The organism is Curtobacterium sp. BRB10, from assembly GCF_031844325.1.
GTDB classification, from domain to species: domain Bacteria; phylum Actinomycetota; class Actinomycetes; order Actinomycetales; family Microbacteriaceae; genus Curtobacterium; species Curtobacterium poinsettiae_A.
The window spans coordinates 14,257-26,896 of sequence record NZ_JAUZVA010000003.1; the positions used below are offsets into that span (position 1 = coordinate 14,257).

Here is a 12,640-nt window from a genome sequence, read left to right on the forward strand (position 1 = left end):
CACTATCATCGTCGAGTCATGGCATCCCGATACGACTGCACCGACTCCGACGGGCTCCTGACCGGGATGCGGCTCGCACGTGCCGCCCTCGGGCGCGGAGAGCTCGTCGTGGTCCCCACCGACACCGTCTACGGCCTCGCCGCGGACGCCTTCAGCGCGACGGCCGTGCAGCGGCTGCTCGACGCGAAGGGCCGCACGCGGCAGTCGCCGCCGCCCGTGCTCATCCCCGGTCCGCCCACGCTCGACGCCCTCGCCAGCGAGGTCCCGCAGCCGGTGCGCGACCTGGTGGCCGAGTTCTGGCCGGGCGGGCTGACCGTCATCCTGCACGCACAGCCGTCGCTCGACTGGGACCTCGGCGAGACGCGCGGCACGGTCGCGCTGCGGATGCCGGACTCGCGGATCGCCCTCGAGCTGCTGCAAGAGGTCGGACCCCTCGCGGTCTCGTCCGCGAACTCCACGGGCGACCCGGCCGCGATGGACGTCGACGCCGCCGAGCGCATGCTCGGTGACAGCGTCGCGATCTACCTGGACGGCGGGCCCGTCGAGGTGCACGACGGCTTCGAGGCCAGCACCGGGTCGACCATCGTCGACGCCACCGGGCTGTCGGACGGCGGGAAGCTCCGCATCGTCCGGCACGGGGTGATCCCCGACGAGGAGATCACCCGGGTCGTCGGAGCCGACCTCGTCACATGAAGTACTACCTGCTCGCGGGGGCCATCGCCGCGGTCGTGAGCTTCGGGATGAGCCTGATCGTCTGGAAGCTCGGGCTGAAGTACAAGTGGTACCCGCAGGTCCGCGAGCGGGACGTGCACCGGACGCCGACGCCGCGGCTCGGTGGCATCGCGATGTACATCGGCGTCATCGTCTCGCTGCTCGCGGCCTGGTTCCTGTTCCCGTCGATCGCGGGGACCGACTACTTCCGGCTCGTGTTCTCCGAACCCGGCCGCGTGCTCGCGGTGCTCGGGGGAGCGACCATCATCGTGGTCCTCGGCGTCGCGGACGACATCTGGGACCTCGACTGGATGACGAAGCTCGCCGGGCAGATCATCGCGGCGGGCATCCTCGCCTGGCAGGGCGTCGCGATCGTGTCGCTCCCGATCGGCAACACACTGGGCGTCGGCTCGTCGTACATGAGCCTGATCTTCACCGTGCTGGCGGTGGTGCTCGTGATGAACGCGGTCAACTTCATCGACGGGCTCGACGGCCTGGTGGCCGGCGTCGCGATCATCGCCGGTGGGGTGTTCTTCCTCTACACGTTCTTCATCAACCGCGTGGTCGTGCAGACCGAGTTCTTCTTCAACCTGCCCTCGCTGCTCACCGCGGTGCTCGTCGGAGCCTGCTTCGGCTTCCTCATCCTGAACTGGCACCCCGCCAAGCTCTTCATGGGTGACGCCGGGGCGCTGCTCGTCGGGTTCCTGATGGCCACCAGCGCGGTCTCGGTCACGGGCAACATCGACCCGGCGGCGGTGCAGACACGCCAAGCGCTGCTGCCGGCGTTCATCCCGATCCTGCTGCCGTTCGCGATCCTGATCGTGCCGATCCTGGACTTCGGTCTCGCGGTCACCCGCCGACTCAGCGCGGGCAAGTCGCCGTTCTCGGCCGACCGGAAACACCTGCACCACCGCCTGCTCGACATGGGGCACTCGCACTTCCACGCGGTGCTGATCTTCTACGCGTGGACCGCGACCGTCGCCTTCGGGTGTCTGCTGTTCCTCTTCGTGGACTGGTACTGGGTGGTCGTCTTCGTGTCCGTCGGCTTCACCGTCTGTGCCGTCGCCACGTTCGCGCCGCTCGGCCGGAAACGCACCGAGATCGCTGCCCAGACCGCCAACCGCTCCGCCGCCGTGGTGGACGCCAGCCTCGACCCGCTCGACCGGGCCGCCAACGACCGCACGATCCCTGGAGACCTCACGTGACCGCACCGAACGCGCTCGACCACGTCCGGCCGGTGTTCCGCCGCATCATCACCTGGGGAGCGGTCCTCGCCGTCGCCCTGGCGGTGGTCGGCGGACTCGTCGGGTTCCTCGTCGCGGACGGTCCCGGGCTGGTCGGGGGACTGCTCGGCGCCGTGCTGAGCGTCGTGTTCCTCGGGCTCACCGCGGTCAGTGTCCTCGTCGCGCTGCGCGTCTCGAAGGGCCAGATGATCTCCGGTGCCTTCTTCGGCATCGTGATGGGCACCTGGCTGCTCAAGTTCATCGTCTTCATCGTGCTGCTGGTCCTGCTCAAGGACCGCGACTGGGTCGACTTCCCGGTGCTGGCGATCGTGATCATCGCGGGGGTCGTCGGCTCCCTGGTGATCGACGTCGTCGCAGTGGCGAAGGCCCGCATCCCGATCGGCGTCCGCCTGCCGGGCGACGAGGGCGCCGGCTCCGCAGACGCTGGGAACACGACCCCGCCCAACTGAGAAGCCGGGAAGCCTCTCGCACCTGATAGGCTTCTCGACGTCCGCTTCCGGAGCCCCGCTCGGGCGGACAAGCCTCCACAACGTCCACCATCGCGTGCCATGATGTGCGCGCGCCGACACAGGAGACAGCGCTGCTATCCCACGCTCTTCCCCTGTCCCTCTCCGCTGCGGTTGACACCGTCGCGGCGGGGAGCAGCAAGGCCGCCGAGTTCCATGGTCCGTCGATCAACGAGTTCTTCCCCGATGCTCTTCTGTGGGCAGGGACGCCGTTCGAGATCGATCGGGTCGTCCTCATCCGCTTCTTCGCCGTCGCCGTGCTCCTGGTGTTCGCGTTCGTGGGCACCCGTGCACTGAAGCTCGTGCCGAACCGCGGTCAGGCGTTCATCGAGTACGCGTTCGACGTCGTCCGTCGCAACACCTTCGACAACCTCGGAGAGAAGGACGGCAAGCGCTTCCTGCCGCTCCTGGCGACGATCTTCTTCGGCGTGCTGTTCATGAACCTGACGGGTCTGATCCCGGGCATGAACCTCGCCGGCACCAGCCGCATCGCGATGCCGATGATCCTGGCGATCGTCGCGTACCTCGCCTTCATCTACGCCGGCCTCCGCAAGCACCCGGGCACGTTCCTCAAGAACTCGCTCTTCCCGCCCGGGGTGCCGTGGCCGCTGTACATCATCGTGACGCCGATCGAGCTCGTCTCGACCTTCGTGCTCCGTCCCGTCACGCTGACGCTGCGACTCCTGATGAACATGGTCGTGGGGCACCTGCTCCTCGTGCTGTTCTTCTCGGCCACGCAGTTCTTCTTCTTCGACGCATCGCTCGGCTTCAAGGCCTTCGGCGTCGGGACCATCGCGTTCGGCATCGCGTTCAGCTTCTTCGAGATCCTCGTCGCGCTGCTGCAGGCCTACGTCTTCATGCTCCTCACCGCCGTCTACATCCAGCTGGCGCTGGCCGACGAGCACTGATTCCTCACTGACCCCCTACGGGACCGGCGACCGTCGGACCCGCACCTCGAAAGGAAAACACGTGGACGCAACGACCGTTCTCGCGGAGATCAACGGCAACATCGCGACGGTTGGCTACGGCCTCGCAGCGATCGGCCCGGCCATCGGCGTCGGCATCGTCGTCGGCAAGACGATCGAGTCCGTCGCTCGCCAGCCCGAGCTCCAGGGCCGCCTGACGACCCTCATGTACATCGGTATCGCCTTCACCGAGGCCCTGGCCTTCATCGGTATCGCCACGTACTTCATCTTCACCAACTAAGGTTCCTCGATGCAGAACGCACTCATCATCGCAGCGGAGGAAGCGCACAACCCGCTGATCCCGCCGCTGTACGACATCGTGTGGTCGGCGCTCGCATTCGTCATCATCTTCGTGGTGATGTGGCGTGTCGTCACGCCGCGCATCACGAAGATGCTCGATGAGCGCACCGAGGCCATCGAGGGCGGCATCAAGAAGGCCGAGGCCGCTCAGGAGCAGGCCGCCGCCGCGCTCGACGAGTACAACAAGCAGCTCGCCGATGCACGTGCCGAGGCATCGCGCATCCGTGAGCAGGCCCGCGCCGACGCCACGGCGATCGGCAACGAGGTCCGCGAGCAGGCGGCCGCCGATGCAGCACGCATCACGGCCAACGCCCAGGCGCAGATCGAGGCCGAGCGTCAGAGCGCCGTCCAGGCACTCCGGTCCGAAGTCGGCACCCTCGCGCTGGACCTCGCGTCCGGTGTGATCGGTGAGTCCCTCAAGGACGACGCCAAGTCGACCGCAGTGGTCGACCGCTTCCTCGCCGACCTCGAGGCCTCGCAGGCCACGAAGACGGGGGAGCACTGAGCATGCGCAGCGCTACCAGGGAAGCACTCGCGTCCACCAGGGCGGTGCTGTCGGACCTCGGTCCGAGCGCCGGCCTGGCCGCGGGTGCCGAGATCCTCGCCTCCGGGCGTGCGATCGCCGGTGCGCCGCAGCTGCTCGGGCTGCTGTCCGACCCCACGGCCGACCCGGCCGGCAAGAAGGTCCTCATCGACCGTGTCTTCGCCGGACAGTCGGACGCGACGCGTGCGGTACTGACCGCGGTGGCCGGCTCGCGCTGGTCCTCGCAGCAGGACCTGCTCGCCGGCGTCGAGGACGCGGGCATCCGCGCCGTCGCCGCCACCGCGGGTCCGGAATCGTCGATCGAGTCGGAGCTGTTCGCCTTCGAGACCGCAGTCCGGTCGGACGCCGCCCTCGAGCTGGCGCTCGGCACCAAGCTCGGCAGCCCCGAGCAGAAGGGCGCGCTCGTCGAGCGGCTCCTCGGTGCCAAGGCATCGGAGCAGACGATCACGATCGTCTCGGCCCTGGTGCAGCAGCCCCGCGGCCGCCGCATCGGTGAGATCGTCCGTGATGCCTCGCGCATCGTGGCCGAGCAGGCCGGCAAGCTCGTCGCGACCGTCGTCACGGCGACGCCACTGACCCCCGCACAGTCGGCCCGCGTCACACGCGGTCTGTCCGAGCGGTACGGCAAGGACATCAGCATCAACCAGGTCGTCGACTCCACGGTCGTCGGCGGGGTCCGGGTGCAGATCGGCGGCGACGTCATCGACGGCACCGTGTCCACGCGACTCTCGGAGCTCCGGCTCCAGCTCGCCGGCTAGGCGTACGGTCGAAGCCGCTCCTCCCCAAGTCCACAACGGGAACTGCCGAGTCCGGCAGCGTCACCCTCTCGGAGCCGAAGGGCCCCGGAAAACCACAAGGAAAATCCCATGGCAGACATCACCATCAGCCCCGATGAGATCCGTGATGCCCTGAAGGACTTCGTCTCGAACTACGAGCCGACGAAGGCCTCCACGGCCGAGGTCGGGCACGTCACCGACGCCGGTGACGGCATCGCCCACGTCGAGGGTCTCCCCGGCGTCATGGCGAACGAGCTCATCCGCTTCCAGGACGGCACGCTCGGCCTCGCGCAGAACCTCGACGAAGACGAGATCGGCGCCATCGTGCTCGGCGAGTTCGGCGGCATCGAGGAGGGCATGGAGGTCACCCGCACGGGTGAGGTCCTCTCCGCCCCCGTCGGCGACGCCTTCCTCGGTCGCGTCGTCGACCCGCTCGGCGCCCCGATCGACGGTCTCGGCGAGATCGCCGCAGAGGGCCGTCGTGCCCTCGAGCTCCAGGCCCCCGGCGTCATGGCCCGCAAGTCGGTCCACCAGCCGCTGCAGACCGGCATCAAGGCCATCGACGCGATGATCCCCGTCGGCCGTGGTCAGCGTCAGCTGATCATCGGCGACCGCCAGACCGGCAAGACGGCCATCGCGATCGACACGATCATCAACCAGAAGGCCAACTGGGAGTCCGGCGACGAGGAGAAGCAGGTCCGCTGCATCTACGTCGCCATCGGTCAGAAGGGCTCCACGATCGCCTCGGTCAAGGGTGCGCTCGAGGACGCCGGCGCGATGGAGTACACCACCATCGTCGCCGCCCCGGCCTCTGACCCGGCCGGCTTCAAGTACCTCGCCCCGTACACCGGTTCGGCCATCGGCCAGCACTGGATGTACCAGGGCAAGCACGTCCTCATCATCTTCGACGACCTGTCCAAGCAGGCCGAGGCCTACCGTGCGGTGTCGCTCCTCCTGCGTCGTCCGCCGGGCCGCGAGGCCTACCCGGGTGACGTCTTCTACCTGCACTCCCGTCTGCTGGAGCGTTGCGCGAAGCTGTCCGACGAGCTCGGCGCCGGTTCGATGACGGGCCTCCCGATCATCGAGACCAAGGCGAACGACGTCTCGGCGTACATCCCGACCAACGTCATCTCCATCACCGACGGTCAGATCTTCCTGCAGTCGGACCTCTTCAACGCGAACCAGCGTCCGGCCGTCGACGTGGGCATCTCGGTGTCCCGCGTCGGTGGTGACGCCCAGGTGAAGTCGATCAAGAAGGTCTCCGGCACGCTGAAGCTCGAGCTGGCGCAGTACCGCTCGCTCGAGGCGTTCGCGATGTTCGCGTCCGACCTCGACCAGGCGTCGCGTCGTCAGCTGGAGCGCGGTGCACGTCTGACCGAGCTCCTCAAGCAGCCGCAGTACTCGCCGTACCCGGTCGAGGAGCAGGTCGTCTCGATCTGGGCCGGCACGAACGGCAAGCTCGACACCGTGCCGGTGCCGGACGTGCTCCGCTTCGAGTCCGAACTGCTCGACCACCTGCGTCGCAACTCCGACGTCCTCACGACCCTGCGCGAGACGAACCAGCTCAGCGACGAGACCGTCGCCGAGATGGACAAGCAGATCGACGAGTTCACGAAGAGCTTCCAGACGAGCGACGGCAAGACCCTCGGCTCCGAGCAGTTCGACGCGGCTGACGCCGAGGACGTCGACCAGGAGCAGATCGTCAAGGGTCGTCGCTAGATGGCAGCGCAGGTCCGGGTCTACCGCCAGCGGATCAAGTCGGCGAAGACCACGAAGAAGGTCACCCGCGCCATGGAGCTGATCTCGGCGTCGCGGATCCAGAAGGCGCAGGCCCGCATGGCTGCGTCCGGTCCGTACTCGCGGGCCGTCACGCGTGCGGTGTCGGCCGTGGCGACGTTCTCGAACGTCGACCATGTGCTGACCACCGAGCCGGAGTCGTCGACCCGTGCAGCCGTCGTGCTCTTCACCTCGGACCGCGGCCTGAACGGCGCGTTCAGCACGAACGTCCTCAAGCAGGGCGAAGAGCTCGCCTCCCTGCTCCGCAGCGAGGGCAAGGACGTCGTCTACTACCTGGTCGGCCGCAAGTCCGTCGGGTACTTCGCGTTCCGTGAGCGTCCGTCCGAGCAGCAGTGGGTCGGCAACACCGACCAGCCGGAGTTCTCGACGGCCAAGGAGATCGGCGACGCCGTCGTGGCGAAGTTCCTCCAGGACACCGCTGACGGCGGCGTGGACGAGATCCACATCGTGTTCAACCGGTTCATCAGCCTGGCGACCCAGGAGCCGCAGGTCGTTCGCCTGCTGCCCCTCGAGGTCGTCGAGGGCATCGACGAGCCCGAGGGCAACGAGCCTCTGCCGCTCTACGAGTTCGAGCCGGACGCCGACGCGGTGCTCGACTCGCTGCTCCCGGTCTACATCGAGAGCCGCATCTTCAACGCCATGCTGCAGTCGGCTGCTTCCGAGCACGCCGCGCGTCAGAAGGCGATGAAGGCGGCCAGCGACAACGCCGACTCGCTGATCCGTGACTTCACCCGACTCGCGAACAACGCGCGTCAGGCGGAGATCACCCAGCAGATCTCCGAGATCGTCGGCGGCGCCGACGCCCTCTCGTCGAAGAAGAAGTAGTCCGCGTCGTTCGCGGACAGATACCCACCCTCAGGAAGGCACCAGCCATGACCGACACCGCAACCACCGCGGTCGAGACGTCGTCGGCGCCCGGTGTCGGCCGGATCGCCCGTGTCACGGGCCCCGTCGTCGACATCGAGTTCCCCCACGACGCAATCCCGGAGATGTACAACCTCCTGTTCACGACCATCACCATCGGTGACTCGTCGCAGGAGATCGGCCTCGAGGTCGCGCAGCACCTCGGCGACGACCTCGTCCGTGCCATCTCCCTGAAGCCGACCGACGGCCTGGTCCGTGGTCAGGAGGTCCGTGACTCGGGCGCTCCGATCTCGGTCCCCGTCGGCGACGTCACCAAGGGCAAGGTCTTCGACGTCCTCGGGAACGTGCTCAACACGGACGAGAAGCTCGAGATCACCGAGCGCTGGCCGATCCACCGCAAGGCTCCGGCCTTCGACCAGCTCGAGTCCAAGACCTCGATGTTCGAGACCGGCATCAAGTCCATCGACCTCCTCACCCCGTACGTGCAGGGTGGCAAGATCGGCCTCTTCGGTGGTGCGGGCGTCGGCAAGACCGTCCTCATCCAGGAGATGATCCAGCGCGTTGCGCAGGACCACGGCGGTGTGTCGGTGTTCGCCGGTGTCGGTGAGCGCACCCGTGAGGGCAACGACCTCATCGGTGAGATGGAAGAGGCGGGTGTCTTCGACAAGACGGCCCTCGTGTTCGGCCAGATGGACGAGCCGCCGGGAACGCGTCTGCGCGTGGCCCTGTCGGCGCTGACGATGGCGGAGTACTTCCGCGATGTCCAGAAGCAGGACGTGCTCCTCTTCATCGACAACATCTTCCGCTTCACGCAGGCCGGCTCCGAGGTCTCGACGCTGCTCGGCCGCATGCCGTCCGCCGTGGGTTACCAGCCCAATCTCGCCGACGAGATGGGTGTGCTCCAGGAGCGCATCACCTCGACGCGCGGTCACTCGATCACCTCGCTGCAGGCGATCTACGTGCCGGCTGACGACTACACCGACCCGGCTCCGGCCACCACGTTCGCGCACCTCGACGCGACGACCGAGCTCTCCCGTGAGATCGCTTCGCAGGGTCTGTACCCCGCGATCGACCCGCTGGCGTCGACGTCGCGCATCATGGACCCGCGGTACCTGGGTGCCGACCACTACGAGACGGCCACGCGCGTCAAGCAGATCCTCCAGAAGAACAAGGAGCTGCAGGAGATCATCGCCATCCTCGGTGTCGACGAGCTCTCCGAAGAGGACAAGATCACGGTCGAGCGCGCTCGTCGTATCCAGCAGTTCCTCTCGCAGAACACCTACATGGCGAAGAAGTTCACGGGTGTCGAGGGATCCACGGTGCCGCTCAAGGACACCATCGAGTCCTTCCGTGCCATCGCCGACGGCGAGTTCGACCACGTTGCGACCCAGGCGTTCTTCAACGTCGGTGGCATCAACGACGTGGAAGAGAAGTGGGCTCAGATCCAGAAGGAGAACCGCTGACATGGCGGGTCTCAGCGTGAGCGTCGTCTCGGCCGACCGTGAGGTCTGGTCGGGCGACACCACCATGGTCGTCGCACGGACGACAGAGGGCCAGATCGGCATCCTCGCCGGACACGAGCCGATGCTCGCGATCCTGGCGCAGGGTCAGGTCCGCATCACGCGGGCCGATGGGTCGACCGTCGCGGTCGACGCCGAGGACGGCTTCCTGTCGGTCGAACACGACACGGTGACGATCGTCGCGCGGCAGGCCGCGCTGGCGTCCTGACCGGACTGACCGTCCTGCTCCCGCCTTCGGAGACGAAGCGGGAGGGCGGGGACACGAGCCGCACGCTCGATCTGCGTGCGCTCTCGTTCCCGGAACTGGCCGATGAGCGGGCCGCGGTGATGACCGCGGCCCGCTTCGTCAGTTCCGAGGAGTCCTCGGCCAGGACGGCGCTCAAACTCGGTCCGAAGTCGATCGCCGAGCGGCTCCGGAACCTGGAGCTCGACACCTCGGGCACCATGCCCGCGATCGAGCGGTACACCGGGGTCCTGTACGACCCGTTGGGCGCGCAGGACGCGGATGTGGCGACCCGTGCGTGGTGGGCGGAGCACGTGATCGTGCAGTCCGCGATGTTCGGGCCGATCGGTGCCGGTGACCCGATCCCGGCGTACCGGCTCTCGCACGACTCCCGGCTCGGGTCGATCCGGTTGGCAGCGCACTGGCCCGCGGTGTCGACCCGCTCCCTGCTGACCCGTGCGGACGGCCTGGTGCTCGACCTGCGGTCCGAGGGGTACCGGCAGCTCGGGCCCGTGTCCGGGGCGGTGGCACCACGGGTGGTGAGCGTCGACGGCTCCGGCCGTCGTCGTGCACTGAACCACTGGAACAAGACCGCGAAGGGCCGCCTGGTGGCGCTGCTCGCCCGCACCGGCGCGCGCATCGGCAGCATGGACGACCTGGTGCGTTGGGCGGCCGCGAACGGCGTGGTCGTCGAGCGCAACGAGGGCAGCTGGGACCTGGTCGCTGAGAGCCTGGAGCCGGTCGCGGCCTGAGCGGGTGCTGGGTCGGCCCGTCCTCCACAGGCGTGAGCGGGGTCGCTCCGGTCCACAGATGGTCGGGGCGCCCCTGCCTGGAGGCCCGCGGCACGTTTCGATGGCGTGCATGATCCCTCTCACGGCACAGTCCGGTCCCGGCTCCGCAGTCCGTTTCCCTCGCGAGATCGCCGCGGCGGTCACCCTCCCCGCTGCAGCGGCCGCGCTGGTCGCGCCCGGCCGCGCCGTCCTGTCGACGGCCGCTGCGACGGCCGTGGTGACGGCGTGCGGCGCACTCGCGCCCCGGATGGCCCTGGTGCCGTTCATCGCGGCGCAGGGCACGCCGGATCCCCGTTCGATCCGGGTGTTCGACCCCTTCGCGGACCCGACTCCGCCCGCGCTCCACGGTTTCGGCCCGGCTCCCGATCGGGCCCGCGTGCGGGTCGCCGGCGACCGGTGCGCCGAAGCGTGGCGGGTGTGGCGGGCGCAGGACGACTCGTTCGACGGATCGTCGGGCGCTGCCGGTGCCCTGTCGCTCGGTGCCTGGTGCGCGTGGGCGCTCGGGTCGTGGGCCCGGGCGGAGACGCGTGCGCGGTACGCTCTCGAGACCCGCGCGGACGACCCGCTCGCCGGCCTCGTCCTGCGCTCGGTCGTCGCGGGCAGCGGGCCGTCGTGGGAGCGTCGATGACGTGGGGTCGACCGGATCGTCTACGGTGGTGTGGACCACGCTGGGAGGGCTCCGGTTGCGCGACGACGACATCGAGGACACCGTCATCCGGCGACCCCGACGATCGCTGGGCGACCGGACGGCGGACGCCATCGACGACACCGTCATCCGCGGCGCAGCTCCCACCGTCCCCGGTCCCGACTCCGACCCCGATCCAGACCCCGGGTCCGACGACGGGGTCCTCGGTGACACGGTCATCCGGCCCGCGCCCGCGGCACCCGGTCAGCCAACGCCAGCCGTGGTCGACGTCGATCCGGAGGACACCGTCGTCCGGGTGCCGGCGCGACCCGGCGCCGGAGCGAGCCCGTTCGTGGGCGCAGCACCGGGCCTCCCGTCCGTCCCGGCGGTACCCGCCGCCCCCACGGCACGCGTGCCCTCGATCCGCATCGGCGACCGCACCTTCCGGCTCGACCACCCCGTGGTCATCGGCAGACGGCCGTCGCTGCCGCGGGTCACCCGTGGCCCGCAGCCCGAACTCGTGACCGTGCGGTCGGCGTACGGCCAGGTGTCGTCGTCCCACGTCCGGATGCACGCCGAGGGCGAAGCCGTCGTCGTGCAGGACCTCCGGTCCACGAACGGCACGGTCGTCCGCCCGGCCGGCGCGCCCGCGTACCGCATGGCATCGGGTGCGTCGATCGTCGCGCTGACGGGTACGGTAGTCGAGATCGGTGACGGCAACGCCATCGAGGTCCTCTCGCCGTACCTCCGGGTCGCACCGACGGCAGAGGGGCTGCCTCCGGTTCCCCCGTGGCCCTCCGATCAGACAGCACACGGCACGCCCCGACCCACCAGAGAGCGATCCTGACACGTGACCGAACTCGGCCGAGCAGCCACTGCGCACGCCATCGACGTCCCCGGTGCCGACGGCGCCACCTTGACGCTCTCGTGGGGAGCCGCGACCGACGTCGGTCGACGGCGTGACCACAACGAGGACAGCTACATCGTGGGCGCGCCGTTCTTCGTCGTCGCCGACGGCATGGGCGGGCACCTCGCGGGCGACCGCGCCAGCGACGCGGTCGTGCGTCGGCTCGAACAGGTGACGGCCGAGCCGTTCACCACGCGCCAGGGCATCCAGCGTGCACTGCTCCTCGCGACCGCCGACATCGAGCGTGCGGCCGGTGGCAACGCCATCGGCGCGGGCACCACGGTCACCGGTATCGCGCTCGTGGCGTCGCTCGGGCAGCCCGCGGCGCTCGTGTTCAACGTCGGCGACTCCCGCACCTACCGCATCGAGGACGGCGTGCTCCGCCGCGTCACCGTCGACCACTCGGTGGTGCAGGAGATGGTGGACGCCGGCCTGCTGCGTGCCGAGGACGCCGAACAGCACCCGGACAGCAACGTCATCACGCGAGCGGTCGGCTTCGGCGAACCGCCGGCGCCGGACTGGTGGACCCTGCCCCTGCGGGCCGGTGACCGCTACATCGTCTGCTCCGACGGGCTGACCAAGGAACTCGGCGATGCCGGCATCGCACGCATCGCGGCACGTGAGCCGGGCGCGCAGGACCTTGCGGAGCGCCTGGTCGGCGACGCCGTCGTGGCAGGCGGGCGTGACAACGTCACCGTCGTGGTGCTGCAGGTCGATGCCGCACCGGACGACGGCGACCTCGAGGACACGCTGCCGCGGCACTAGCTGGCCCCCGAACTGGGGGAACACGTCGAGCTGTGGGGGATCGGCGTGCGGAATGTCGGTCACCCACGCTTCGTACAATGACATGGCCACGTCGAGAGAGCT

15 protein-coding genes are annotated in these 12,640 nt (G+C 68.9%); all 15 read left to right on the top strand.

The genetic code is table 11. The annotated features are described in order from the left end of the window. Window positions 1-18: 18 nt before the first annotated feature. The 15 genes from Q9R26_RS06905 to Q9R26_RS06975 all read left to right on the top strand — a co-directional run bounded on the left by Q9R26_RS06905 (window position 19) and on the right by Q9R26_RS06975 (window position 12,538). Window positions 19-693, top strand: a complete 675-nt coding sequence (locus Q9R26_RS06905; RefSeq protein ID WP_182065786.1) for an L-threonylcarbamoyladenylate synthase — start codon at window positions 19-21, stop codon at window positions 691-693. Then, the gene (locus Q9R26_RS06910) at window positions 690-1,916 is read left to right on the top strand and encodes an MraY family glycosyltransferase (RefSeq protein ID WP_182065787.1); all 1,227 of its coding nucleotides are present in this window, start codon (window positions 690-692) and stop codon (window positions 1,914-1,916) included. Before Q9R26_RS06905 ends, Q9R26_RS06910 begins: the two co-directional genes overlap by 4 nt. Then, window positions 1,913-2,404 carry a hypothetical protein gene (locus Q9R26_RS06915; RefSeq protein WP_259362814.1) on the top strand — a complete coding sequence of 164 codons (492 nt, stop codon included), beginning with the start codon at window positions 1,913-1,915 and terminating at the stop codon, window positions 2,402-2,404. Before Q9R26_RS06910 ends, Q9R26_RS06915 begins: the two co-directional genes overlap by 4 nt. 104 nt (window positions 2,405-2,508) lie before the next feature. Continuing rightward, window positions 2,509-3,369 carry a F0F1 ATP synthase subunit A gene (atpB, locus tag Q9R26_RS06920; protein ID WP_259362816.1) on the top strand — a complete coding sequence of 287 codons (861 nt, stop codon included), beginning with the start codon at window positions 2,509-2,511 and terminating at the stop codon, window positions 3,367-3,369. A gap of 61 nt (window positions 3,370-3,430) precedes the next feature. Beyond that, window positions 3,431-3,667, top strand: coding sequence for an ATP synthase F0 subunit C (atpE, locus tag Q9R26_RS06925; protein WP_027465781.1), 237 nt, complete (start codon window positions 3,431-3,433; stop codon window positions 3,665-3,667). Window positions 3,668-3,676: 9 nt separating this feature from the next. After that, the gene (locus Q9R26_RS06930; protein ID WP_182065788.1) at window positions 3,677-4,231 is read left to right on the top strand and encodes a F0F1 ATP synthase subunit B; all 555 of its coding nucleotides are present in this window, start codon (window positions 3,677-3,679) and stop codon (window positions 4,229-4,231) included. 2 nt (window positions 4,232-4,233) lie between these two features. Next, window positions 4,234-5,028, top strand: a complete 795-nt coding sequence (locus tag Q9R26_RS06935) for a F0F1 ATP synthase subunit delta (protein WP_311226877.1) — start codon at window positions 4,234-4,236, stop codon at window positions 5,026-5,028. Window positions 5,029-5,136: 108 nt separating this feature from the next. After that, complete coding sequence (gene atpA, locus Q9R26_RS06940) at window positions 5,137-6,765, top strand: F0F1 ATP synthase subunit alpha (protein ID WP_110859011.1); 1,629 nt, start codon at window positions 5,137-5,139, stop codon at window positions 6,763-6,765. Further along, window positions 6,766-7,668, top strand: a complete 903-nt coding sequence (locus Q9R26_RS06945; protein WP_027465777.1) for a F0F1 ATP synthase subunit gamma — start codon at window positions 6,766-6,768, stop codon at window positions 7,666-7,668. A 47-nt stretch (window positions 7,669-7,715) separates the two neighbouring features. Continuing rightward, window positions 7,716-9,170 carry a F0F1 ATP synthase subunit beta gene (gene atpD, locus Q9R26_RS06950; protein WP_017885744.1) on the top strand — a complete coding sequence of 485 codons (1,455 nt, stop codon included), beginning with the start codon at window positions 7,716-7,718 and terminating at the stop codon, window positions 9,168-9,170. 1 nt (window position 9,171) lies between these two features. Continuing rightward, complete coding sequence (locus tag Q9R26_RS06955; RefSeq protein ID WP_027465776.1) at window positions 9,172-9,435, top strand: F0F1 ATP synthase subunit epsilon; 264 nt, start codon at window positions 9,172-9,174, stop codon at window positions 9,433-9,435. Between the two features lie 14 nt (window positions 9,436-9,449). After that, window positions 9,450-10,202, top strand: coding sequence for a YaaA family protein (locus tag Q9R26_RS06960; RefSeq protein ID WP_247737754.1), 753 nt, complete (start codon window positions 9,450-9,452; stop codon window positions 10,200-10,202). A gap of 109 nt (window positions 10,203-10,311) precedes the next feature. Continuing rightward, complete coding sequence (locus Q9R26_RS06965) at window positions 10,312-10,869, top strand: hypothetical protein (RefSeq protein ID WP_311226878.1); 558 nt, start codon at window positions 10,312-10,314, stop codon at window positions 10,867-10,869. Window positions 10,870-10,897: 28 nt separating this feature from the next. Next, entirely contained in the window at window positions 10,898-11,713 is an 816-nt protein-coding gene (locus tag Q9R26_RS06970; RefSeq protein WP_311226879.1) for an FHA domain-containing protein, read from the top strand. Window positions 11,714-11,716: 3 nt separating this feature from the next. Continuing rightward, the gene (locus Q9R26_RS06975) at window positions 11,717-12,538 is read left to right on the top strand and encodes a PP2C family serine/threonine-protein phosphatase (RefSeq protein ID WP_017885739.1); all 822 of its coding nucleotides are present in this window, start codon (window positions 11,717-11,719) and stop codon (window positions 12,536-12,538) included. The last annotated feature ends 102 nt before the right edge of the window (window positions 12,539-12,640 follow it).

Bases quoted from the DNA above. Each gene is read 5' to 3' on its own strand.
- Q9R26_RS06935 (WP_311226877.1), top strand. From the start codon at position 4,234: ATGCGCAGCGCTACCAGGGAAGCACTCGCGTCCACCAGGGCGGTGCTG.
- atpD (WP_017885744.1), top strand. From the start codon at position 7,716: ATGACCGACACCGCAACCACCGCGGTCGAGACGTCGTCGGCGCCCGGT.
- Q9R26_RS06910 (WP_182065787.1), top strand. From the start codon at position 690: ATGAAGTACTACCTGCTCGCGGGGGCCATCGCCGCGGTCGTGAGCTTC.
- Q9R26_RS06945 (WP_027465777.1), top strand. From the start codon at position 6,766: ATGGCAGCGCAGGTCCGGGTCTACCGCCAGCGGATCAAGTCGGCGAAG.
- Q9R26_RS06965 (WP_311226878.1), top strand. From the start codon at position 10,312: ATGATCCCTCTCACGGCACAGTCCGGTCCCGGCTCCGCAGTCCGTTTC.
- Q9R26_RS06905 (WP_182065786.1), top strand. From the start codon at position 19: ATGGCATCCCGATACGACTGCACCGACTCCGACGGGCTCCTGACCGGG.
- Q9R26_RS06955 (WP_027465776.1), top strand. From the start codon at position 9,172: ATGGCGGGTCTCAGCGTGAGCGTCGTCTCGGCCGACCGTGAGGTCTGG.
- Q9R26_RS06930 (WP_182065788.1), top strand. From the start codon at position 3,677: ATGCAGAACGCACTCATCATCGCAGCGGAGGAAGCGCACAACCCGCTG.
- atpA (WP_110859011.1), top strand. From the start codon at position 5,137: ATGGCAGACATCACCATCAGCCCCGATGAGATCCGTGATGCCCTGAAG.